General features: G+C 63.2%; 28 protein-coding genes. 7 read left to right on the top strand and 21 right to left on the bottom strand.

The genetic code is table 11. The features are described from left to right. Positions 1-610, top strand: a 610-nt coding sequence (locus tag QZZ02_RS05145; protein ID WP_291842814.1) for a hypothetical protein, incomplete at its 5' end; no start/stop codon positions are given. On the opposite strand, the gene QZZ02_RS05140 is transcribed toward QZZ02_RS05145, so the two are convergent. From QZZ02_RS05140 to glyA, 10 genes are all read right to left on the bottom strand, one after another. Next, a complete protein-coding gene (locus tag QZZ02_RS05140) occupies positions 611-2704 on the bottom strand; it encodes a sodium-translocating pyrophosphatase (protein ID WP_291842813.1) in 2094 nt (697 codons plus the stop codon). It abuts the gene before it with no gap. Between the two features lie 198 nt (positions 2705-2902). Further along, positions 2903-3418: a hypothetical protein gene (locus QZZ02_RS05135; protein WP_291842812.1), complete on the bottom strand. Its 516-nt coding sequence runs from the start codon at positions 3416-3418 to the stop codon at positions 2903-2905. 41 nt (positions 3419-3459) lie between these two features. Beyond that, a complete protein-coding gene (gene thiL, locus QZZ02_RS05130) occupies positions 3460-4425 on the bottom strand; it encodes a thiamine-phosphate kinase (RefSeq protein WP_291842811.1) in 966 nt (321 codons plus the stop codon). A 3-nt stretch (positions 4426-4428) separates the two neighbouring features. Beyond that, positions 4429-4911 carry a transcription antitermination factor NusB gene (gene nusB / locus QZZ02_RS05125; RefSeq protein ID WP_291842809.1) on the bottom strand — a complete coding sequence of 161 codons (483 nt, stop codon included), beginning with the start codon at positions 4909-4911 and terminating at the stop codon, positions 4429-4431. Positions 4912-4913: 2 nt separating this feature from the next. Then, positions 4914-5342 carry a 6,7-dimethyl-8-ribityllumazine synthase gene (gene ribH / locus QZZ02_RS05120; RefSeq protein ID WP_291842808.1) on the bottom strand — a complete coding sequence of 143 codons (429 nt, stop codon included), beginning with the start codon at positions 5340-5342 and terminating at the stop codon, positions 4914-4916. Continuing rightward, a complete protein-coding gene (ribB, locus tag QZZ02_RS05115; RefSeq protein ID WP_291842807.1) occupies positions 5339-6460 on the bottom strand; it encodes a 3,4-dihydroxy-2-butanone-4-phosphate synthase in 1122 nt (373 codons plus the stop codon). The genes ribH and ribB overlap by 4 nt, the downstream gene beginning before the upstream one ends. 15 nt (positions 6461-6475) lie before the next feature. After that, on the bottom strand, positions 6476-7081 hold the full coding sequence (locus QZZ02_RS05110) for a riboflavin synthase (protein ID WP_291842806.1): 606 nt from the start codon (positions 7079-7081) through the stop codon (positions 6476-6478). Continuing rightward, entirely contained in the window at positions 7081-7656 is a 576-nt protein-coding gene (locus tag QZZ02_RS05105; RefSeq protein ID WP_291842805.1) for a RibD family protein, read from the bottom strand. Before QZZ02_RS05105 ends, QZZ02_RS05110 begins: the two co-directional genes overlap by 1 nt. Next, entirely contained in the window at positions 7653-8144 is a 492-nt protein-coding gene (gene nrdR / locus QZZ02_RS05100; RefSeq protein WP_291842804.1) for a transcriptional regulator NrdR, read from the bottom strand. Before nrdR ends, QZZ02_RS05105 begins: the two co-directional genes overlap by 4 nt. Positions 8145-8153: 9 nt before the next feature. Beyond that, on the bottom strand, positions 8154-9461 hold the full coding sequence (gene glyA, locus QZZ02_RS05095) for a serine hydroxymethyltransferase (RefSeq protein ID WP_291842803.1): 1308 nt from the start codon (positions 9459-9461) through the stop codon (positions 8154-8156). A 269-nt stretch (positions 9462-9730) separates the two neighbouring features. On the opposite strand from glyA, the gene QZZ02_RS05090 reads away from it, so the two are divergent. Further along, positions 9731-10153 carry a MucR family transcriptional regulator gene (locus tag QZZ02_RS05090; protein ID WP_291842801.1) on the top strand — a complete coding sequence of 141 codons (423 nt, stop codon included), beginning with the start codon at positions 9731-9733 and terminating at the stop codon, positions 10151-10153. A gap of 45 nt (positions 10154-10198) precedes the next feature. Here the strand turns inward: QZZ02_RS05090 and QZZ02_RS05085 are convergent, their stop codons facing one another. From QZZ02_RS05085 to QZZ02_RS05050, 8 genes are all read right to left on the bottom strand, one after another. Beyond that, complete coding sequence (locus QZZ02_RS05085) at positions 10199-10426, bottom strand: hypothetical protein (RefSeq protein ID WP_291842800.1); 228 nt, start codon at positions 10424-10426, stop codon at positions 10199-10201. Positions 10427-10456: 30 nt separating this feature from the next. Beyond that, positions 10457-11680 carry a 5-aminolevulinate synthase gene (gene hemA, locus QZZ02_RS05080; RefSeq protein ID WP_291842799.1) on the bottom strand — a complete coding sequence of 408 codons (1224 nt, stop codon included), beginning with the start codon at positions 11678-11680 and terminating at the stop codon, positions 10457-10459. Positions 11681-12028: 348 nt separating this feature from the next. Continuing rightward, positions 12029-12520: a MarR family transcriptional regulator gene (locus tag QZZ02_RS05075; RefSeq protein WP_291842798.1), complete on the bottom strand. Its 492-nt coding sequence runs from the start codon at positions 12518-12520 to the stop codon at positions 12029-12031. Positions 12521-12623: 103 nt separating this feature from the next. Continuing rightward, positions 12624-13517 carry a 3-hydroxyisobutyrate dehydrogenase gene (gene mmsB, locus QZZ02_RS05070; protein WP_291842797.1) on the bottom strand — a complete coding sequence of 298 codons (894 nt, stop codon included), beginning with the start codon at positions 13515-13517 and terminating at the stop codon, positions 12624-12626. 76 nt (positions 13518-13593) lie between these two features. Continuing rightward, on the bottom strand, positions 13594-14676 hold the full coding sequence (locus tag QZZ02_RS05065) for an enoyl-CoA hydratase/isomerase family protein (RefSeq protein WP_291842796.1): 1083 nt from the start codon (positions 14674-14676) through the stop codon (positions 13594-13596). Next, complete coding sequence (locus QZZ02_RS05060) at positions 14673-15092, bottom strand: type II toxin-antitoxin system VapC family toxin (RefSeq protein ID WP_291842795.1); 420 nt, start codon at positions 15090-15092, stop codon at positions 14673-14675. The genes QZZ02_RS05065 and QZZ02_RS05060 overlap by 4 nt, the downstream gene beginning before the upstream one ends. Continuing rightward, a complete protein-coding gene (locus tag QZZ02_RS05055; RefSeq protein ID WP_291842793.1) occupies positions 15089-15328 on the bottom strand; it encodes a type II toxin-antitoxin system Phd/YefM family antitoxin in 240 nt (79 codons plus the stop codon). The genes QZZ02_RS05060 and QZZ02_RS05055 overlap by 4 nt, the downstream gene beginning before the upstream one ends. A gap of 87 nt (positions 15329-15415) precedes the next feature. Then, the gene (locus QZZ02_RS05050; protein ID WP_291842792.1) at positions 15416-16552 is read right to left on the bottom strand and encodes an isobutyryl-CoA dehydrogenase; all 1137 of its coding nucleotides are present in this window, start codon (positions 16550-16552) and stop codon (positions 15416-15418) included. 134 nt (positions 16553-16686) lie between these two features. On the opposite strand from QZZ02_RS05050, the gene hemB reads away from it, so the two are divergent. The 5 genes from hemB (at position 16687) to QZZ02_RS05025 (ending at position 20986) form a co-directional block, all read left to right on the top strand. Beyond that, the gene (gene hemB, locus QZZ02_RS05045) at positions 16687-17667 is read left to right on the top strand and encodes a porphobilinogen synthase (protein ID WP_291842791.1); all 981 of its coding nucleotides are present in this window, start codon (positions 16687-16689) and stop codon (positions 17665-17667) included. Positions 17668-18250: 583 nt separating this feature from the next. Then, positions 18251-18577: a hypothetical protein gene (locus QZZ02_RS05040; protein WP_291842790.1), complete on the top strand. Its 327-nt coding sequence runs from the start codon at positions 18251-18253 to the stop codon at positions 18575-18577. Positions 18578-18708: 131 nt separating this feature from the next. Then, complete coding sequence (locus tag QZZ02_RS05035; protein WP_291842789.1) at positions 18709-19860, top strand: PLP-dependent aspartate aminotransferase family protein; 1152 nt, start codon at positions 18709-18711, stop codon at positions 19858-19860. Between the two features lie 163 nt (positions 19861-20023). Next, positions 20024-20503, top strand: a complete 480-nt coding sequence (locus QZZ02_RS05030) for a GNAT family N-acetyltransferase (protein ID WP_291842788.1) — start codon at positions 20024-20026, stop codon at positions 20501-20503. Positions 20504-20797: 294 nt separating this feature from the next. After that, positions 20798-20986 (top strand): hypothetical protein, encoded by a 189-nt coding sequence (locus QZZ02_RS05025; protein WP_291842787.1) that lies wholly within the window; start codon positions 20798-20800, stop codon positions 20984-20986. On the opposite strand, the gene QZZ02_RS05020 is transcribed toward QZZ02_RS05025, so the two are convergent. Genes QZZ02_RS05020 through QZZ02_RS05010 form a run of 3 tightly spaced genes read right to left on the bottom strand, consistent with a single transcriptional unit; the run spans position 20983 to position 23011 of the window. Then, a complete protein-coding gene (locus QZZ02_RS05020; RefSeq protein ID WP_291842785.1) occupies positions 20983-21612 on the bottom strand; it encodes a trimeric intracellular cation channel family protein in 630 nt (209 codons plus the stop codon). The genes QZZ02_RS05025 and QZZ02_RS05020 overlap by 4 nt on opposite strands. Beyond that, entirely contained in the window at positions 21609-22136 is a 528-nt protein-coding gene (locus QZZ02_RS05015; protein WP_291842784.1) for a hypothetical protein, read from the bottom strand. Before QZZ02_RS05015 ends, QZZ02_RS05020 begins: the two co-directional genes overlap by 4 nt. Continuing rightward, positions 22133-23011, bottom strand: coding sequence for an NAD(P)-dependent oxidoreductase (locus QZZ02_RS05010; RefSeq protein WP_291842783.1), 879 nt, complete (start codon positions 23009-23011; stop codon positions 22133-22135). The genes QZZ02_RS05015 and QZZ02_RS05010 overlap by 4 nt, the downstream gene beginning before the upstream one ends. Positions 23012-23058: the final 47 nt, after the last annotated feature.

Below are 23058 nucleotides of genomic sequence, written 5' to 3'. Positions count from 1 at the left end.
GATCCCGTCGGCTTCGATTCGGGGGCTGGAAGGCAACCCGGGAAATCTCCGCGTGCGGGATGCTTGTCGAAGCTACCGTTTAAAATCAGCGCTTTATCGGCTCCGGCCGGTATCCCGCACTCCCTCTTCACCCAAACCGCCAGGCGTTAGCGCCGTGGCGACCGTCAACGCATGTGCATTTGAACGAAAGGGAGACATCATGCGCAAACGCCGACATGTGCGCCGACACAAGGTCCGCGACCAGCGGCCGGCCCGACAGCCCGCTCCGGTCAAGACACGCGTGACCGACAATGACGGATTTCCCGCCCCTGACGACTATCCGCTGTGGCGACGCGACAGTGTGACGGAGGACGCTGTCGCCATCACCGTCGCGCGCGAGGTCGGCGAACCGCTCCCGGAGCCTCGCCACCCCTTGTCGTGGATTTTCACTGAAAAGGCCGCCCCGCATGAAACCTTGATCCCTCACGAGAAAAGCCTGATCTGGCGCGCCTGCCAGGCTGGCTATGCCGACGCCGAGGAAAACTGGCAGCGCGCCTGCCGGCAGCTGGCAAAAAGAAAGAGCTCCGGCCGCTGGCCGGAGCTCTCCAAGACTGTCGATGATCCTGCCTGACTAGTGAGCCAGGAAGGCCAACAGCAGCAAGGCCACGATATTGGTGATCTTGATCATCGGGTTGACGGCCGGACCGGCAGTGTCCTTGTAGGGATCACCGACCGTATCGCCGGTCACGGAGGCCTTGTGGGCTTCCGAGCCCTTGCCGCCGTGATGGCCGTCCTCGATATACTTCTTGGCGTTGTCCCAGGCACCGCCGCCGACGGTCATCGAGACCGCGACGAAGAGACCGTTGACGATCACGCCCAGCAGCATCGCACCGACCGCGGCGAGGGCTTGCGCCTGGCCGGCAATCAGGTTGATCGCGAAATACAGCACGATCGGCGACAGGACCGGCAGGAGCGACGGCACGATCATCTCGCGGATCGCCGCCTTGGTCAGGATGTCCACGGCGCGGCCATAATCGGGCTTTGCCTTGTACTCCATGATGCCCGGGATCTCCCGGAACTGGCGACGGACCTCGGCGACGACGGCGGTGGCCGCCCGGCCCACTGCCATCATCGACATGCCGCCGAACAGGTAAGGCAGGAGACCACCAAACAGCAGGCCGACGATGACATAGGGATTCTCGAGCGAGAAGTCCGGCTGGATGCCGAGCAGGTGTTCGACATCCGTCGTATAGGCCGCGAACAGGACCAGGGCACCGAGGCCGGCGGAACCGATCGCATAGCCCTTGGTGACCGCCTTGGTGGTGTTGCCCACCGCGTCCAGCGTGTCGGTCGTGTTGCGGACGCTCTCGTCGAGACCGGCCATTTCCGCAATGCCACCGGCATTGTCGGTCACCGGACCGAAGGCATCGAGGGCCACGATCAGACCGGCCAGGGCCAGCATGGTCGTCACCGAGATGGCAATGCCGAACAGGCCGGCCAGCGTGTAGGTGCCCAAGATGCCGCCAATGATGATCAGGGCCGGGAGCGCGGTCGATTCCAGCGACACTGCGAGGCCCTGGATGACATTGGTGCCATGACCGGACTCGGACGCCAGGGCGACCGATTTCACCGGGCGATAGCCGGTGCCGGTATAGTATTCCGTGACCCAGATAATGGCCGCCGTGACGAGCAGGCCGACAAGACCGGACCAGAACAGGTTCATGCCGGTGATCATCTTGCCGTTCACCTCGGCGATATCACCCATGCCGATCGTGAAATCGGTGACGAAGTAGAGCGCACCGATCGACAGCACACCGGCGACGATAAGGCCCTTGTAGAGCGCCCCCATCACATTGCTGCCCTTGCCGAGGCTGACGAAGAAGGTGCCGGCGATCGAGGTCACGATGCAGGCCGCTGCAATCATCAGCGGATAGAGCACCATCGTGGACGCCAGTTCGCCGGAGAAGAAGATCGCCGCGAGCACCATGGTGGCCACCACGGTCACCGCATAGGTCTCGAACAGGTCGGCCGCCATGCCGGCACAGTCGCCGACATTGTCGCCGACATTGTCGGCGATGGTGGCCGCATTGCGCGGATCGTCTTCCGGGATACCCGCTTCGATCTTGCCGACCATGTCACCGCCGACATCCGCACCCTTGGTGAAGATACCGCCGCCGAGACGGGCGAAGATCGAAATGAGGGAGGCGCCGAAGCCGAGCGCGACCAGCGAGTCGATGATGATCCGGCCGTTTTCTTCGCTGCCGAGAACAAACCCCATCGGACCGGTCAGGATCCAGTAATAGCCAGCGACACCCAGAAGGGCGAGACCCGCGACCAGCATGCCGGTCACGGCGCCAGAGCGGAAGGCGACCGCGAGGCCGGCGGCCAGGCTCGTGCTGGCAGCCTGGGTCGTGCGCACATTGGCGCGGACCGAAACCAGCATGCCGATAAAGCCGGCAGCGCCCGAGAGGATCGCCCCGATGGCAAAGCCAAGCGCGACCTGCCAGCCGAGGAAGACGGCAATCAGGATACAGACCGCGACGCCGACAATTCCGATGGTCGTGTATTGACGTTTGAGGTAGGCGTTCGCGCCTTCCTGGATGGCCGATGCGATTTCCTGCATCTTCTCGGTACCGGCACTCGCCGCCATCAGACGCTGGGTCTGCACGACCCCGTAGATGATGGCGAGCACTGCTGCCGCAATGGCCAAGATAAGCATGTTCATGGATTCCAGCCCCGTTTGTTCACTTCGTTGTGGTCTCGGAAGGAATGCGGGGAATCATGCGCGTGTGACCACGCCGACCTTAGACATCTCCCCGCTTTTGTTTTTATTGTTGGGGGGACTATGCCCAATGCTTTGGGGCGGTGCAACACGCAGTCTTTGGCAAATCAAAACATTGACTTGCTGCAGTGCAATATAGAATTAGTGCCGGAAGAGTCGAGTGTCCGCATTGCGAATCTCGACACGCTCAATGGCTCGCGGTCCATAGTGTTCGGCCAGCGCTGCTTGCCAGACCGCGACGGCACGCGGCACATCGAGCGCAGTTCCTTCGGCATTGGACACCGAGTTGCGGTAGGCAGCCCGGACCGCCGAGTCGAGCGCATAATGCGCGTCATCGCGCAGGCTCCACATGTTCTGGCCATCGGCAACGCGGACCCGGATCTGAACATAGGCATAGCCGGTCAGCCGGCCATTGCGTGACAGCGGCGCGACCACGGTCGGCATGGTGAAGGCGCGAGGATCGTCTTCCTCTGCCTCCTCGGCCTCTTCCTCTTCTTCGGCACCACCGCGATTGAACAGCGTCAGGATACGATTGCCGCGCTGCGTGCCCTCATTCCCGTGATCCGATTCCGCAGGCGGAGACGCCAGCGCAAACGCAGACCCCGGCAGGGCCGATGCCAGAATGGCAGAGATCACGATGACAAGGACAGAACGCATGGCAGCCTCTCGAATTCACGGGTCAGACTGACAGGCTTGCCTCAAAAATGCGTAAACCCGGTCCGGGTCGGCACCAGCTGGCTGCCATCGGCCCGCTCCGCCGCAACACCGCTGCCGTCCGTGACAACACCGATCCGCGTCAAGACCAGGTCCAGACGGGCCGAAACGCCGTCCAGCGCCGTGCGCCGGTCGGGCGGCGCCGTAAACAGGAGTTCGTAATCATCGCCCGACGTCAGCAACGCCTCCACCTCACCACCACGGGCCAGCCAGGCCTGTGCACTCGCTGAACGCGGCACGGCATCCACCTTGATGCGGAGGGCACAGCCACTGGCCGAGGCGAGATGCCCGGCATCAGCGAGCAACCCGTCCGACACGTCGATTGCTGCACTGGCGAGATCGCGCAGGGCCTGCCCGAGCGCGAGCCGCGGCTCGGGCCTTTCATAGGCGCGGCGACAGGCTGATATCCCCTCCCCGCCGGACCCGCTCGCGACCCGCAACCCAAGTCCGGCATCGCCGATCATGCCCGAGACCCAGACATCATCACCGATGCGGGCCCCGCTGCGGCGCAGCGCACTTCCGGCCGGAACCCGGCCGATCAGGGTGAAACTCAAGGTCAACGGCCCTGGCGTTGCGGTCGTGTCACCGCCAATCAGCGTCAGGCCGAAGCGCGATTGTTCGCGATGCAGGGACCGCGTGAAATCCGCACGCCAGTCAGGGTCGAGCGTCACAGGCCAGGCGATCGCGGCGAGATAGGCGCGCGGCACGGCGCCCATGGCCGCCAGGTCGGAAAGATTGCTCCGCAAGGCCCGGCTGGCGACAACCTCCGGGCTGTCAGTGTCGAGAAAATGCACGCCGGCAATCAGCGTATCGCAGGCGAGGACGATTTCCTCGCCCGGCTCCGGCGCCAGAAGTGCGGCATCGTCGGCCAGATCGAGCGCGGCCGGATCGTCTTCGCTCAGCGGCCGCAGGCGATCGCGGATGAAGTCGAACTCGCCGAGCCCGGCCATGGATCAGAATTCGTCCGGACGGGCGCCGCGTGCACAGCGATCAAAGGCTGCATTGATGAATTTCGGCTCGGCACCTTCAAAGAAGGCGTTGGCGATCTCGATATATTCATCGATCACCACACGAGCCGGCACGTCCTTGCGATGCAAGAGCTCGAAACCGCCGACCCGCAGGATGGCCCGCACGGTGGCATCGAGACGCTCGAGACGCCATTTGTCTGCCAGCAACGCATCCATGGCCGGATCGACCTCGGCCTGACGCTCGACCACGCCGGCCACCAGGCTCTCGAAGAAATCCTCGTCGGCCTCGACATATTCCGGGCCTTCGTGGTCGGCGCCGAAACGGTGATCGCGAAACTCGCGGATGACCGCGCTGGCGCCCAGCCCGCCGATTTCCATCTGGTAGAGCGCCTGGACGGCGGACAGACGGGCCGCGCGACGCAGACGGGCGCGGCTCTCCGACGGGGATTCCTTGCTGGCAGTAGCCATGCTCACGCGCTCCTGAATCGGTTGCGCAGCTCGATCAGCATCATCGCCGCATTGGCTGCATCCGCGCCTTTATTCTTGTCGATGGCACGCTTCAAGGCCTGGGCGCGGTTCTCAACCGTCAGGATACCATTTCCGACCGGAATGGCACGCAGGTTCAAATCCATGATTCCACGGGCCGATTCACCGCATACATAGTCATAATGCGAGGTCTCGCCACGAATGACACAGCCCAGAGCGATATAGCCGTCATAGCCGGCGCCGGCCTTTTCGGCCTGGGCGATCGTGCCCGGGATTTCCAGCGCGCCCGGCACTTCCACGATGTCATGCGCAAAGCCCTTGGCCTCGACGGCTTCCACCGCGCCCTTGATCAGCGCATCGGCGATGTCGCGGTAGAAGGTGCCGGCGATGATGAGATATTTCGGCGCGCTCATGCGTCACCCTCCGGAAAATGCCGCTCTTCGCGGATCGACAAACCATATCCTTCCAAACCGACGATCGTCTGCGGCTTGGTGGTCAAAAGAACCATGTCTCGCACGCCGAGATCGAGCAGGATCTGGGCGCCGACACCATATTCACGCAGCCGGCGGGCTTCCCGTTCATCCTGCGGCAGGCTGGGATGCGCACCCAGGCGCTCGATGATCGCCGTGTGCGAGGTCTCGCGGATGAAGACCATCGCCGCCGGGCCGTCGGCGTCGGCAATCGCCCGGATGCCGGCCTCGACCAGTGCACCGCGGGGGCCACTCTCGTGCAGGACGTCATCGACAAAACTGACCTTGTGCATGCGCACCGTGGTCGGCTCATCACTGTTGGGCTCACCCTTGACCAGGGCGACATGCTCGGACCCGTCCAGCGTGTTGCGGAAGACGACGAGCTTGAACGGACCGCCGAATTGACTGGAGAATTCGCTTTCCAGACGGCGCTCGATGAATCGGTCATTCTTGCGGCGATAGGCGATGAGGTCGGCAATCGTACCGATCTTGAGCCCATGCAGCTGCGCAAAGGCGACAAGGTCCGGCAGGCGCGCCATCGAGCCGTCCTCATTCATGATCTCGCAGATCACACCGGCCGAACCGGCACCGGCAAGGCGCGCGACGTCGACCGAGGCCTCAGTGTGGCCGGCGCGGACCAGTACGCCGCCATCGCGGGCGACCAGCGGGAAGACATGGCCGGGCGTGGCAATATCGTCTGCCCCCTTGGACGGATCGGTTGCGACCTCGATCGTGCGGGCCCGGTCGTGGGCGGAAATGCCGGTCGTCACACCTTCGCGCGCCTCGATCGAGGTGGTGAAGGCGGTCTGGTGACGCGAACGGTTATCGCTCGCCATCAATTTGAGATCGAGTTGGGTCACCCGTTCCTGCGTCATCGCAAGACAGATCAGGCCGCGGCCGTGCTTGGCCATGAAATTGACGGCATCAGGCGTGGCGAATTTTGCCGGGATGACCAGGTCACCCTCATTCTCGCGATCCTCGGCATCGACAAGGATGAACATGCGCCCGTTGCGCGCATCCTCGATGACGTCCTCGATAGGGGAAAGTGGGATGTCGCTCACGCGCGTCTCCAAATGTCAGGCCGGCGGGAATTCGCTCAGGCGGGCGGCGTAGCGCGCCATGAGGTCAACCTCAAGATTGACGTGTGCGCCAATTTGCAGCGCGCCCAGCGTCGTGACCTCCGCGGTATGCGGAATAATCATCAGATCGAAACTGTCACGCGTGACCGCATTGACGGTCAGGGACACGCCATCAACCGTTATCGAGCCCTTGCGCGCGATGAAGCGGTTGAGCTCTGCTGGCGGGCGAACGGTCAGCACGAGCCACTCGCCCTCCTCGCGCCGATCGATCAGTTCGCCGACCCCGTCGACATGGCCGGTGACCAGATGACCGCCCAGCTCTTCACCGATGGCCAGGGCGCGCTCCAGATTGACCGGATCACCGACCTGCCAGCTGCCCAGCGTGGTCAGGCGCAAGGTTTCCGGCGAGACTTCGACGGCGAACCAGCACCCTTCGGGTGTCGCTTCCTTCTCGACGACCGTGAGGCAGGCGCCGGCATGTGCGATCGAAGCACCCAGCGCGATGGTCTCGGGGTTGTAGGGCGCTTCGATCTCGAAACGCCGCACACCCGTTCCGCTGATCGCACGCATGCGGCCTTTCGCGGTGACAATTCCGGTAAACATCAGCCTGTCCGTTCGTAGGTTTCCTGCAGATCGGCGCCGCGTTCCACGACACTTGTCCGCCTGAAAATGGGGGCCGCGTCGAGCGTCTCAAGGCCCAGAGCTGCGAGAACCGGCAATCCGTCACCGCCAAGCAGGATCGGCGCCCGGAACCATTCGATACAATCAACCAGCCCGCCACGCACGGCCGAGGCGGCAATTTTCGCACCCGCCTCGATCATGACCCGCTCATGCGCGGCCATGGCCCGGCCCAGATCCCGATAGGGAATGAGCGTGACCGAGCGGTCACCCCCCTTGAAGACCCGGGCATTGGCCGGGGTGCGTCCCTGGCTGTCCATGATGATGACATCCGGCTGGCGCTCGCACCCGCCCTGCGGCCTCGCGGTCAATTGCGGATCATCGGCGAGAATGGTGCCGATCCCGGTAAGAATGGCGTCATGGGCGGCGCGCATGCGATGCACCACCGCGCGACTCTCCGGGCCGGTGATCCATTTGGAGGCGCCATTGGCCAAAGCGATCCTGCCGTCGAGCGAAGTGGCAAGCTTGAGCGTGACCCGCGGTCGCGCCGCGCCGGTCATGCCTCGCCGTCGTCATCGCCGGACTCACCGAAATGCGCGCTCAGCGCCTCATCAGTGATGAATTCGCGGAAGTCCTCGACCTTGTGGAAATCCTTGTAAACCGACGCATAGCGGACATAGGCCACCGCATCGAGATTCTTCAGGCCTTCCATGACCAGCTCACCCACGCGATCAGAGGTCACATCAGTCTCGCCTGTCGATTCAAGGCGGCGCACAATGCCGGAAATCATCTGGTCGATGCGGTCCGGTTCGATATTGCGCTTCTGCATGGCCAGCTGGATCGAACGGTTGAGTTTGTCACGGTCAAAGGGAACCCGACGTCCGGATTTCTTCATCACCGTCAGCTCGCGCAACTGCACGCGCTCAAAGGTGGTGAAACGGGCTGCACAAGACGGGCATTGCCGCCGGCGCCGGATCGCATTCCCGTCCTCGGCCGGACGGGAATCTTTCACTTGTGTGTCGGGATGACCGCAAAAAGGACAACGCATTCGGGTATCTTAGGCCAGTTCGGGATAGATGGGGAAGCGCGCTGTGAGCGCTTTGACCGTCTCCCGCACCTCAGCCTCGACATCCGCATTGCCTTCGGGCGCATCGACCAGGGCGTCGAGCACCTTGACCATCAACTCGCCCACCAGCGTGAATTCAGCCTCGCCGAAGCCGCGCGTGGTCGCGGCCGGCGATCCGACCCGCAGTCCGGACGTCACGGTCGGCTTTTCCGGGTCGAAGGGCACGCCATTCTTGTTGCAGGTGATATAGGCGCGCTCCAGAGCTTCCTCGGCAATATTGCCCTTGAGCCCCTTGGGACGCAGGTCGACCAGCGCGAGGTGGCTGTCCGTGCCGCCGGAGACAATGGCGTATCCGCCATCCGTGATCGCCTTGGACAGCGCCTGGCAATTGGCGATGACCTGTTTGACATAATCCTTGAATTCCGGCTGCAGCGCCTCGCCGAAAGCAACCGCCTTGCCGGCGATGACATGCATCAGGGGTCCGCCCTGCAGACCCGGAAAAATCGCCGAGTTGAACTTCTTGCCGAGATCGAGGTCATTGGACAGGATCATGCCACCACGCGGACCGCGCAGCGTCTTGTGCGTCGTGGTGGTGCAGACATGGGCGTGCGGGATCGGGTTGGGATATGCACCGCCCGCAACCAGCCCGGCGACATGCGCCATGTCGACCATCAGATAGGCCCCGACCTCGTCGGCAATCTTGCGGAATTCGGCGAAGTCGATTTCGCGCGGATAGGCGGAGCCGCCTGCAATGATCAGCCTGGGCTGCGCTGCCTGGGCCTTGGCGCGAACGGCGTCATAGTCGATCCGCGCATCACTTTCGCGCACGCCATAGCTTTCCGCCTTGAACCATTTGCCCGACATGTTGGGGCGGGCACCGTGGGTCAGGTGCCCACCGGCATCCAGCGACATGCCGAGAATGGTGTCGCCGGGTTGCAACAGGGCCAGGAAGACACCCTGGTTGGCCTGGCTGCCGGAGTTCGGCTGGACGTTGGCATAAGCCGCTCCGAACAGCGCCTTGGCGCGCTCGATCGCCAGCGTCTCGACCACGTCGACATGCTCGCAACCACCATAGTAACGGCGCCCGGGATAGCCTTCGGCATACTTGTTGGTCAGCGGCGAGCCCTGTGCCTCCAGAACTGCGCGCGAAACAATATTCTCGGAAGCGATCAATTCGATCTGGCTTTGCTGGCGCTGGATTTCCTCGTGGATGGCGTGCGCAATCTCACGGTCACTCTCGACGATGGAGCGCGTGAAAAACGGGCTTCCATTCCCGGCATCGATCTGGGTATCGGGCATGACACTTCCTCATCACATTTGCCTCGTGTGATAAGGTGCTGCTCGATACGGGGCAAGCGGGCAATTGACTGCTTGGCAGGTCTCCCCGGACCCCGCTGCCGGATCGGACAGTGTATTTGCGCAGTGTTGTATGTGGTGTTTCGTATGAAATATATTCATACGTCGACGCTTGAACTGAACATCAACACATAATATCGATCACTCATTGCAATAAACAATCAAGTCACCACTTGTGACAAAAGCAAGACAACGTTTGAAAGGTTGCCCCGATGGCCGATGACATGTTCCCTGACGTCGACAAGGAAGAATTGCTCCGGATGACGACCGATGTGGTCGCCTCCTACCTCTCCCACAACTCCATGCCGGCCGATAATGTGCCCGAGCTGATCCGGTCTGTGCATGCGACGATGAAGGAAGTATCTGAGTCGGAAGCAAAGCCGGAACCGAAGACCAAGCCGGCCGTGGCTGTCTCCAAGTCTGTTGCCGACGACTACATTGTCTGCCTGGAAGACGGCAAGAAACTCAAAATGCTCAAGCGCTATCTGCGTTCGCAATACAACATGTCGCCGGACGATTACCGCCGCAAATGGGGTTTGCCGTCGGATTACCCGATGGTCGCACCGGCCTATTCGCGCAAGCGCTCGCAATTTGCCAAGGATATCGGCCTCGGTCGCGGCAAAAAGGACGGCTGAGTCGCCCTCGGCCAGACTGCGCGCTCGCCCAGGCTGCGCCCTCGGCTAGACTTCAATGCCTCGACGGCCGGACCTCGTGTCCGGCCGTTTTTCATTGGCCGCAGCGCGCTTCAGTTTCCAGGCCAGCTTGGCCCTGGCGAGATCGTCAATGCTGGACCGGGGCGTGCTGGCCGGGACCTGGAACACGACCTCCTCAGCCGTCGTGCCGTCAATCGCGGCGACGCGCAATGCATTCCCGACACGCTGGATTTCGACGAATATCTCGCCGGCCATCTTGCTACCTCGGCATGCGGCCGATACCGCTCAGGCCCGGGCAACCCCGGTCTGCTGGCACGCCCGTTCCCAGACATCATCAAGAGCCTCGGCGAGCTGGTCAAACATTTCATCGGTATGAAGCGGTGTCGGCGTCAGGCGCAGGCGTTCGGTGCCGCGCGGAACGGTGGGATAATTGATCGGCTGAACATAGATTCCGTGCTCGTCCATCAGCATGTCGGAAATCCGCTTGCACAGGACCGGATCACCGACCTTGACCGGAACAATATGGGTTTCCGACGGCATGACCGGGAAACCCGCAGCCGACAATTTGGCCTTCAGACTCGCCGCGCGCTCCTGATGTTGCTCCCGCAGATTATGCGCTGACTTGAGGTATTCCACACTGGCACGCGCCCCGGCCGCCAGGGCTGGCGGCAGCGCCGTCGTGAAGATGAAGCCTGGCGCCAGCGAACGGATGGCGTCGACAATCGCACCGTCAGCGGCGATATAACCGCCCATGACGCCAAACGCCTTGCCCAGAGTTCCCTCGATAATGTCGATCCGGTCCATCAGGCCATCACGCTCGGCAATACCGGCGCCTCGCAGACCGTACAGCCCGACAGCGTGAACTTCGTCGAGATAGGTCAGCGCACCATACTTGTCGGCCAGGTCACAGACCGCCTCGAGCGGGCCGATATCGCCATCCATCGAGTAGACCGATTCAAAGGCGATGACCTTGGGCGCGTCTTTCGGTGCCGCGGCGAGCAATTCCTCGAGATGGGCGACATCATTGTGACGCCAGATCCGCTTCTCGCAGCGTGCCCCCTTCACGCCCTCGATCATCGAGGCGTGATTGAGCTCGTCGGAGAACATGATGAGGCCAGGCAGTATCTTGCCCAGTGTCGCCAGCGTCGCCTCATTGGCGATATAGCCGGAGGTGAACAGCAGCGCTGAATCCTTCTGGTGAAGGTCGGCCAGCGAGCGCTCCAGCTCGACATGGTAGTGGGTCGTGCCAGAGATATTGCGGGTACCGCCGGCGCCGGAGCCGACATCATCAATGGCCTTCTTCATCGACTCAACGACGCAGGGCAATTGGCCCATGCCGAGATAGTCATTGGAGCACCAGACCGTCACATCCCGCACATCCCCGCTTGGCGACCGCCAACGGGCGACCGGGAATTCGCCCTTGCGGCGCAGCAGATCGGCGAAAACCCGATAACGGCCCTCGGCCTTGACCCGGCGGACAGCATCCTCGAAAGCGCGTTCATAGTTCATGTCGGGGCCTTTCGTGATACGAGCCCGCTTGGTGCGTGGTCTGTCAGCGTATCTAGCGCTATTGGCAGGTCGGGGCGACTGGACAGACAGCCGCACCCCCGTGAAATAGCACAACAAGCTGCAGCCAGGCGAGTGATCGCCCCATTAAATCGAGGGTTTGTGTGCCAAAAATCGCACCGGCGCCGGAGCATTGATGCGTGCCGGCAGATTGGTCACCGCCCCCCGGTCCGCGCTTCAAAGCCGCCGGGATTCCAGCCGCCCGCCAACAAAAGCAGGCGCACCCCACCAGGGAATGCGCCTGCCCGGCGTTCAATGAGACGGGTCTGATGCGGTCAGACGGGCTGTTGATTACATCCGGAAACGGATGTGATCGGCCCAGAAACGTTCAATCCGGGCCAAGGCTGTATTCATGGCCGGGAGTTGCTCGATATCAACACCACCAACCGGATTCAGGGCCGTGCCCTGGCGATCGAAAAGCTTGTTCAGATGAGCGCAAACCGCGTGTCCCGATTCGGTGAGGCTGACCCGCACGGAGCGACGGTCAACCGCCGAGCGCTCGTGACGGATATAGCCGGCATCGACCAGCTTCTTGAGATTGTAGGACACATTGGAGCCAAGATAGTGGCCGCGCGTGCGCAGCTCTCCGGCCGTCAGCTCCTGGTCACCGATATTGAACAGGAGCAGGGCCTGCACACTGTTCAGATCGTCCAGTCCTTCGCGATCGAGTTCATCCTTGACCACATCGAGCAATTGCCGGTGAAGACGCTCCACCAGTTGAAGAAGCTCAAGATAATCGGAACTCGGCGCCGCTTCCGGTGCCACACTTTCTGCCATCGCCATCACACACACTCCACCCGATCTTTGATGATCGTTATATTGCTTACGTTGATGACGTTAACGGCAAAGCGCGAAAATCCCCTTAACAGGCTTGGTTAATTTGGTGTCAACGCTTGGCCCAGCTGCCATCCAGCAGTTTGTAGATACCCGAGAAGTCCGCCGATCCACCGCCAAGATTGTCGAACATCGCATAGAGCGCCTCGGCCTGGGCACCCAGCGGCGTTGTCGCCCCGGCACTCTGTGCCGCGTCCTGCGCCAGCTTGAGATCCTTGAGCATCATGGCCGTGGCAAAGCCCGGCTTGTAGCCATTATTGGCCGGCGTGGTCGGGATCGGGCCCGGCACCGGGCAGTAGGACGTCATCGCCCAGGACTGGCCGGAGGCCTTGGACGAGATGTCGAAGAAGTTCTGCGGGTCCAGTCCGAGCTTCTCGGCCAGCGCGAAGGCCTCGCAGGTGCCGATCATGTTGATCGCCAGCAGCATGTTGTTGCAGATCTTGGCGGCCTGGCCGGCGCCGACATCGCCGGCGCGGATCACCGCCTTGCCCATGGCATCAAGGATCGGCTCGGCCGCCGCAAAATCAGCTTCGGTGCCACCGACCATGAAGGTCAGCGTCCCGCCCGTCGCGGCCGCGACACCGCCCGAGACCGGCGCATCGACAAAACGAAAGCCCTGCTCCACGGCCTTGCCGCCGACATGGCGCGCACTGTCGACATCAATGGTCGAGCAATCGAGGAAGAGCGTGCCCGGCGCCGCAGCGCCGAAGATCTGGCCCTCATAAACGGCGCGGACATGTTTGCCGGCGGGCAGCATGGTGACCACGGCATCGCTGCCGGTGACGGCGTCGACCGCGCCGCTGGCCGCCGTGGCGCCCTGCTCGACGGCATGGGCGATGGCGTCGGCGCTGAGGTCAAAGGCGTGGACCTCATGACCGGCCTTGACCAGGTTGGCGGCCATGCCGGAGCCCATGTTTCCAAGTCCGATAAAGGCGATGCGGGCCATGTTGTCTCTCCCCGGGGATCGTGGTGTTCTTTGTGGTGTCGTTGCAGGCGTCTATGCCAGCGTTTCGGTCCGGTCGTTAGGACGCGGTTTCGAGAAAGCTCATTTCGTGCGCGTCGTCGAGCGGCGCAAAGGCGGCTTCGATCGCGGCATCTTCGACCGCCGCGATCGTGTCGGGCAACCATTTCGGTGACTGGTCCTTGTCAATGATCACGGCGCGAACGCCTTCGTAGAAGTCCGTCCCGGTCAGGCACCAGCTCGACACGCGCAAATCCTGGCGCATGACATCCTCGAAGGAGAGATCCGTACCCTTGCGCAGGCAGGCCAGCGTCAGCTTGAGCGCGGTCGGTGACTTGGTTGCGAGAATGCTCGCCTGCTTGGCCGACCAGGCATCCCCGGCCCCCTCGATGCGGGCGACGATGTCCTCGACACTGTCACCGGCGAAGGCGGCATCGATGAGACCGCGCGTGAGTGACAGGTCACTGTCGCCCGGATCACCGGAGAATTCCTCGAGCAGGATTTCCAGCGCGTCCTCACCGGTCAGGTCGGCGCTTTCCAGTGCGGCAATGAGTGCCTCGTACTGACCGCTCGGGCAGTAATGTGTGGCCAATCCGGCAGCGACACAATCGGGCGCCTTCAGGCGGGCGCCGGTCAGCCCCATCCAGATGCCGATCTCACCGGCAAGGCGCGGCAGGAAATAGGCACCGCCGACATCCGGGTGAAAGCCGATCCCGGTTTCCGGCATGGCGAACATGGTCCGGTCGCCTGCGACCCGGTGCGAGCCGTGCACGGAGACCCCGACACCGCCGCCCATGGTGATACCGTCGATCAGCGCGACATAGGGTTTGGGGTAGTGATGGATCAGTGTGTTGAGGCGATACTCATCGCGCCAGAACAGCCAGGCCTGGTCATCCCCTGCCTTGCCGCTGTCATGCAGTTTGAGGATATCGCCGCCGGCACAGAAGCCTTTCTCGCCAGCCCCGTCGACCACAATGGCCTGCACGCTGTCATCGTCGCGCCACGCCTCCAGCGCCTCGATCATCGACAGGCACATGCCATGGGTCAGCGCATTGAGCGCCTTGGGACGATTGAGCGTGATCCGGCCGACCTGGCCGATCTTGCGGGCGATGATTTCGGGGTCGTGGGATTGGGTTTCGGTCATTGAATCGCTCGAATGTCGTAGTGGGCGACGCCGAGGCGGGCGGCCGCATTGAGAAGGCTTGCGTCCCTTGAAACGATTTCACCGTCAAGTTCAACCGCCAGCGCAAGATAAGCTGCATCGAAGAGTGACAAGCGGGTCTGCAGGGCAAACAGCGCCAACTCACGCATTTTCCGCCGACCTCGCGGCTCCACCGTGTCGATACCCAGGGAATCCAGGTCCGTCATCGTGACGTCAAAATCAATCACCCTTCTTTCCGCATTCACGCGCAACAGGTTGATAATCTCCCAGTTGAAAATGTCCGGCGCGACTTTCATGGTCGCCAGACGCCGCTCCAGAAAGGCGTCACTGCGCGGATTGCTCTGTTGCCGTAGAAGCCAGCCCGCTGCTGCAGAGGCGTCAACCACCAGCGGCTTCATTCCCGGGCCAATGGCTTCAGGTCTTCCCAGGCCATGCCGTCGAATTCCGCAACCTTCAGCTGGCTTTCGCGGTTCTTCCGCAGCCTGACAATGAGTTCGTCTGCGTCCAGATGCCGGTGCTCGATGGCACGCGACAACACGGCGACGGGCTTGCCGTGCCGCGTAATCACGAAAGGCCCCTCACCCTGTTCGACCCTGTCGATCAAGGCCGAGAAATGCGCTTTGGCTTCTGTCAAACCGATTTCCATGCCGAGGCACCTCTGACCAGAATTATGGTCAGATCCTAGCGCAAAATCAGACCGCGCAACAGACACGCAAGAAGCCTACCTCATCACATCCTTGGCGATGATCACCCGCATGATCTCATTCGTGCCTTCCAGGATCTGGTGGACACGCAGATCGCGGACGATGCGCTCGAGCGGGTAGTCCTTGAGATAGCCATAGCCGCCGTGCAGCTGCAGGGCCTGGTTGGCGACGTCGAAACAGGTGTCGGTCGCAAACCGCTTGGCCATGGCGCAATACTTGGCCGCGGACGGATCCCCGGCGTCGATCGCCGCAGCGCCGCGATAGAGCATCATGCGCGAGGCTTCGAGCTCGGTCGCCATGTCGGCCAGCTTGAACTGGGTGACCTGGAATTGTCCGATCTCGCGGCCGAACTGCTTGCGCGTGCCGACATAGTCCTTGGCCAGCTCGAAGGCCTCGGTGGCCCCGCCCAGCGAGCAGGCACCGATATTGATGCGGCCGCCATTGAGCCCCTTCATCGCCAGGGTGAAGCCCATCCCCTCTTCCGCCAGCAGGTTTGCAGCGGGCACGCGGCAATCCTCGAAGGTGACGACACGGGTCGGCTGGGCATTCCAGCCCATCTTCCGCTCATTGGCGCCAAAGGAGAGGCCCGGCGTGCCCTTCTCGACCACAATGGTGGAAATGCCCTTGGGTCCGTCACCGCCGGTGCGGCACATGACGACGTAATAGTCCGACGTGCCGGCGCCCGAGATGAAAGCCTTGGCACCGTTCAGGACATAGTGCTCGCCATCGCGCACGGCCCTGGTGCGCAGCTGGGCGGCGTCGGAACCGGCGCCCGGCTCGGTCAGGCAATAGGAGGCGATCTTTTCCATCGTCATCATGCCGGGCAGGAAGCGCTGGCGCTGCTCCTCATTGCCCCAGCTGTCGATCATCCAGGCGCACATATTGTGGATCGACAGGAAGGCGGCCGTCGGCACGCAGCCGCGCGACAGCTCTTCAAAGATGATCGCGGCATCGAGGCGCGACAGGGCCGAACCGCCGACATCTTCGGCTGTGTAGATCCCGGCAAAACCGAGCTCGGCGGCTTCGCGCATCACCTCGACGGGGAAGTATTTTTCCTCGTCCCATTTCGCCGCATTCGGCTTCAATCGGTCTTCGGCGAATTTCCTCGCCATGTCGCGGATCAGGGTCTGATCTTCTGTGAGAGCGAAATCCACAGCAGCACTCCTGTTGCTAATCGGATGTTTGACGGACAAATCTTGCCTGACGGCCTTGGCCGGAGCCGTAACGCGGGTTTGCCGCGGCGGCAAGTTTGATATGTCATTGCAAACGAAGAAGACCAGAGGCCGACATGTATCCCAATACCCGCCTTCGCCGCACCCGCCAGGCCGACTGGTCACGCCGCCTCGTGCGCGAAAACTCCCTGTCGGTGAATGACCTGATCTGGTCGGTCGTGGTCTCCGATACCGCCGATCCGGTCGAGCCGGTTGCGGCCATGCCGGGTGTCGAACGCCTCTCCCTCGCTGCACTGGCGAAGGCGGCCAAGGAGGCCCAGGCCCTGGGCATTCCGGCGATGGCGATCTTCCCCCATATCGACCCCGCCAAGAAGGACGAAGCCGGCTCCGAGGCGCTCAATCCCGACGGGCTCGTGCCCAATGCCATCCGCACCATCAAGGATGCCGCGCCCAATCTCGGCGTGATCTGCGATGTCGCCCTCGACCCTTTCACCACGCACGGTCATGACGGGGTGCTGGACGGCGACAGGATCGCCAATGACGCCACCGTCGAACGCCTGGTCGAGCAGGCCCTTCTGCAGGCCGCCGCCGGCTGCGATGTCGTGGCTCCGTCCGACATGATGGATGGCCGCATCGGCGCCATCCGCGAAGCGCTGGAATCCGCCGGTCATCATGACACGATAATCCTCTCCTATGCCGCCAAATACGCCTCGGGCTTCTATGGCCCTTATCGCGAGGCGATCGGTTCGGCCGCCGCCCTCAAGGGCGACAAGCAGACCTACCAGATGGACCCGGCCAATCGCGATGAATGCCTGCGCGAGGTCGAGCTGGACATCGCAGAAGGCGCCGACATGGTCATGGTCAAGCCGGGTCTGCCCTATCTCGACATCGTCCGCGCTCTCTCCGACACCTTCCCGGTCCCGGTCTACGCCTTCCAGGTCTCCGGCGAATACGCCATGATCGAGGCCGCGGCCGCCAATGGCTGGATCGATGGCGACCGGGTGATGATGGAAAGCCTGCTGGCCTTCAAGCGCGCCGGGGCGGCGGGGGTGATCACGTATTTTGCCAAGCGGGCGGCGATGAGGCTGGCGGGGTAGTGCGTGGGCGCAGGCGTTTGGATCAGGCATGCTGTTGTGAAACCGCGCACCGCGCGGGTTTGACAGAATGGCCGGGACAACCATTTGTCATCCCGGTCGCCCGCCCTCGCGGGCGCAGGCTCCTGGCCTGCGATAGCAGGCCGCAGGGCCGGGACCCATACGCGCTGATATCGGCCGCACCGTGTTCATGGGTCCCGGATCTACGCCCTGATCAAGTCAGGGCTCCGTCCGGGATGACGCCATAGTCGCACATCAAAAGACACACCTCGTTTTCTTCCCCACATGTGGGGAAGTGGCCCTGCGCAGCCTTGGCGGAGCAGGCACGATGGGGCGGCGCGCGAGCGCCGTGATGCCCGGATGTCATGCCGCCTTCGGCGTCATCCTTCCACCGCGTCGCGGTCCCCCCACACTGTGGGAAGGACAGCGCATCACCCTTCCGCGCCTCAACATCATGTATCCCTACCCAAGTAATCCACAAACATGACACGCTGACGCTTGCGTCACCTGAAACACAGGCATACCGTTACATTTGTGTTGTGGTTCACGGGCGTTGTTTCAGACAAACACTCTTGGGGAGACACACATGTCGCTGGACAAGATCATCTATGCCGTCGCCGCGCTCGCCGCGATTGTTTTTGCCTTTGTCACCTTCGAATATACGGGCCTCATCCTGGTCCTTCTCGGCCTGGCCTGCGGCTTTTTCGTGAAGGGGGACCATCGTCGCGGCCTGCTTATCGCCGCGATCTTCCTGATGGCCGGCGGGGCCGGTGCCCTCGGTGGCATTCCGGCCGTCGGTGAGTATCTGACAGCCATCTTCACCAATTACGGCGCCGTGCTCGCCGCCGCCTCCATCATGGTCATCGTGATGGCAACGGCCGAGCGCCTCGTGCCGGGCATGTCGGGCGACTAAAGACCCGTCAGCCCGTCTGACATCCACAGAGCTCCGGGCCCGTCGCCCGGGGCTCTTTTCGTGCGGGCGTGATTGACCTTGTGCCTGCGTCTGCCTAGTCAGCCTGCATCGCTCTGGATCAGGCAGGCCCCATGTCCGACACCCCGACCCGCACCACCCTCACCGTCCAGGCCCTGCACGCCATCGACGCCGCGACCGGCGCGGTCATTCCGCCCGTCCATACGGCCACCACCTATGCCCGCGGCGCCGACAACCAGCTGATCGGCGAGCAGGATTATCGCCGTCCGTCCGGTCCGACCGAAAAACAGGCGGCGCGCATTCTGGCCATGCTGGAGGGCGCACCGGAGGCGAAGCTCTTCTCCTCCGGCATGGCGGCGATCGCAGCCGTGATCGAAAGCGTGCCGGCGGGCGGGCATGTCATCGCCCAGACCGAGATGTATTACGGCGCCAAACTGCTGATGCAGCGGGCGGCGGCGAAAAAGCGGATCACGCTCAATCTTGTCGCCCCCAGTGATCTGCACGCCCTCACCGCGGCCGCCAGGCCCGATACAGACTTGATCTGGATCGAAAGCCCGGCCAATCCGTCCTGGGCGGTGGTCGACATTGCCAAGGCGGCCGACATCGCCCATGCGGTCGGCGCAACGCTGGGCGTGGATTCCACCTGCGCCCCGCCCTGTACCACCCAGGCGCTGGCCCTGGGTGCCGATATCGTCATGCATTCGGCGACCAAATACCTGAACGGCCATTCCGATGTGCTGGCCGGCGTTCTGGCGACGCGGGAGGTCAATGAACGCTGGACCGAGATCGGCGAGATCCATTCCAAGACGGGCGCGGTGCCCGGCGCCTTCGAGACCTGGCTGTTGATCCGCGGCCTGCGCACGCTCTGGGTCCGCTTCGAGCGCCAGAGCGCCAGCGCCCTGGCCATTGCGGAGGCGCTGCAAGGCGAGGACGGGCTTGAGGCCGTGTTTTATCCGGGCCTGCCGACCCATGCCGGCCACGAAGTGGCGGCCCGCCAGATGACCAACGGGTTTGGCGGCATGCTCTCGCTGCATATTGCCGGCGGCTATCAGGCAGCCGCCCGGTTTGCCGCCGCAACGCGGCTCTTCACCCAGGCGACCTCGCTGGGCGGGGTGGAAAGCCTGGTCGAACACCGCAAGCCGATCGAGGGGCCGGACAGCCCGGTCGCCGACAATCTGGTGCGCTTGTCCGTTGGCCTGGAAGATACGGCTGACCTGCTCGCCGATATCCGGCAGGCGCTTGTCGTCAGCGCCAAAGCGGACTAGCGCTGGACGCTTCCTTACCTGGAGCGTTTATGCGCCGCCTTCCTGAGTCCTGATACGGCCAGCCCGCCCTTTAACGCGGGTCGGCTGGTTTGATCGAACACCGCCCGCGGCCCAAGTCGCGAGCGAACGATACTTCTTTATCAGGAACAAGACATTGCAAGACTTGTCTAACGTCATACTTCGGCCCGCAACCCTGGCCGATGCCGATCCGATGGAAGCGCTGTCTGCGCGCACCATCCGGGTCAGATATCCCCGCATCATCGGCGCCGAGACCGTCGAGGCCTATATCGCCTCCGGCGCCATCGCGGCCTATTACCGTGAGAATGTCGCCACGCTCACCATCGCCGAGCGCAATGGCGTGCGGGTCGGCGCCTGCGCCATCAAGCCGGGCCGGATCGATCTGATGATGGTTGATCTCGATCATCACCGGTCGGGGATCGGGGAAATCCTTCTCGCCCATGGTGAGGCGGCACTCTTTGCGGCCGCAGATCACATCGGGCTCGATTGCTTTCGCGACAATGACCAGGCGCGGCGTTTCTACGCCAAGCATGGCTGGCAGGATGGCCGGGCGTTCACCGATCCCGACAGTGGCATCGCCATGATCGAATTGACCAAGGCGAGGCCGGTCGGCGCTGCAGTCTGAGGGGCAAAGGCGACGGTTTCACGCGGCGCGCGAATGCGTCGCGTGCGGCTCGCGCCGCGAGCGGAAGGCGTTGGAACGCACCAGGCATTGCGCTAGGGTTGCAAAACACAACCGCGACCCTGGGAGGCAAGCATGCTGGCTGTCGAGAAGTCCTGCCCGTCCTGTGCCCACCGTCTGCCGTCCGGTGAGATCCTCAAGGTGAAGCGCGAGACCCTGACCAGCTGCGAGTATTGCGGCGCCTTCCATCGCTAGCGTCCGACGGCCCTGACCGGCTTCGCAGCCGGTCTGGCGGCCGTGAAAATCATGGTCGCGATCGCGCTCGGCGTGATGGGGCTCTGGGCCTTTTTCGCCCTCTTCGTCCTGGTCTCGATCCCGGTCCTGACCTATCTCACCCTGCAGGGGCTTGAACCGGTCGCTGTCGACTTCGGTGCCGCCGCCGGTGACCGGCTCACCACCCGCGACAAGCAGTCGACACTGCACTAATCGCCCAGCTTGATCGCCGGCAGCGACCATTTGAACTGGATCGCACAACCGCGCAGGACCAGCGCCAGAAGAGCCGAGCCCAGCGTAACGAGGCTGGGCGTGAAGCCCATGCTCATGCCGCCGACATAGGCCGCCGCGCCCGCGAGGGCGGCAAGCGCGTAAATGTCCTCGCGCAGCACCAGCGGCACATCATTGACGATGATATCGCGCAGCAAGCCGCCAAAGGCGGCACTCATCATCCCGGTCAGGAGGGCAATCGTCCAATGGGCGCCTGCAGCCAGACCAGCCTGCGCGCCCAGCACACAGAAGACCGACAGGCCGATCGCATCAGCCCAGATAAGGGCCGCGCGCCGGGTCGCAATCGCCTGCGCCCAGGGCGAGGTGAAATAGCCCAGCAGCGCGCCAAAGACCGCGACCAGCAGGTATTTGGGCTCGACAATCCAGTAGACCGGCAGGGAACCCAGCAACACGTCCCGCAGCGTCCCGCCGCCCATGCCGGTGACAGCGCCGATGATCACCGCCCCGAACGGGTCCAGCGCCTTGCGTGCCGCAAGCATGCCGCCGGAATAGGCGAAGAAGCCGATACCGGCATAGTCGAGGATAACGAAGAGGAGCTCGATGCTCACGTGGACCCTGCTTGTGCTTGAGCGCGCTTGAGCGCGCGGCGGGCCTTTTCCAGTTCCAGCAGGTCGGACAGGTCACGGGCTCGCCAGGCGGCGGCCATCATCACGCCGCTGACCATCATCCAGGCGCCGATGATGAAGACCAGCGTATCCAGACGCGCGAACCCCACCCGTTCCCACAAACCCGGGTCCAGCTCTGAAATACCGAACACACCCGCGACCGGGATGGACACGATGATAAGCGCGGTGGATCTGAAAATGCGCTCTGCCCGGTCGGCATTCAGGCGAGCCCATTCCGCGAGGAAGCTGACCTGGGCATCATCAAGCCCGCCAAGCAGACCCAAACCCAGCTTCCAGTGACGCGTCCGCATCAGGGTCGACATCTGGTCATTGGTGACCTGGTAGAGCATTCGCTTGGTGAAACTGGCAAACACGATCAGGCGCCAGACCGCAAAAAGCTCGGTCAGCCGCTTCCACACACCCATCACCACCGGGTCGTTCGCGATATAGCCCTTCGGTTCGCTCATGCCTTGCTTCCGCTCTCCGGCCGCTCCAGCCGCGCAATCAGGCTGGATGTATCCCAGCGATTGCCGCCCAAGGCCTGGACGTCGGCGTAGAACTGGTCGACCAGGGCCGCGACCGGCAGGGTGGCACCATTGCGGCGGGCCTCGTCCAGCGTGATGCGGAGATCCTTGCGCATCCAGTCAATGGCAAAACCATAATCGAACCTGCCGGCGACCATGGTTTCCCAGCGGTTTTCCATCTGCCAGGACTGCGCGGCCCCCTTGGAGATCGCGCCGATCACCAGGGCCGGATCAAGCCCGGCGCGCTGCGCAAAATGCAGGCCCTCAGACAGGCCCTGGACGATGCCCGCAATGCAGATCTGGTTGACCATCTTGGCCAGCTGGCCGGATCCGGCCGGGCCAATGAGCGAGATCGCCTTGGCATAACTGTCCATGACCGGCTCGGCCGCGGCGAAGCTATCCGCCTCGCCGCCGCACATGATTGTCAGCTGGCCGTTCTCGGCCCCGGCCTGGCCGCCGGACACCGGCGCGTCGACAAAGCCGATGCCCGCATCGCGCGCCTCGATATCAAGCTCCCGGGCCAGTTCGGCTGAGGCGGTGGTGTGATCGACCAGCACCGAGCCAGGCTTCATGGCTGGAATCGCCTGCTCGGCGACGCGGCGGACATCGGGGTCATCACCCAGGCACATGAATACGAAATCGGCCTCGGCAACGCCGGCTTCGACCCCGGCCGCCACCGTACCGGGATGGCGCGACGTCCAGTCTGCCGCCTTGGCGGCTGTGCGATTCCACACCGTGACCGCATGCCCGGCGGCGGCCAGGTGGCCGGCCATCGGGAAACCCATCACTCCGAGGCCCAAAAACGTGCAGCGTGCCATTGCGCTCTCCCCATTGATCCCGTCCCTTGCTAGTCTCCTCGCGAATG

Origin of the sequence: Maricaulis sp., assembly GCF_015665295.1 — a bacterium.
Lineage (GTDB): Bacteria > Pseudomonadota > Alphaproteobacteria > Caulobacterales > Maricaulaceae > Maricaulis.
The sequence above is the reverse complement of the archived record's forward strand: the minus strand, read 5'-3'. Positions and strand labels throughout refer to the sequence as shown.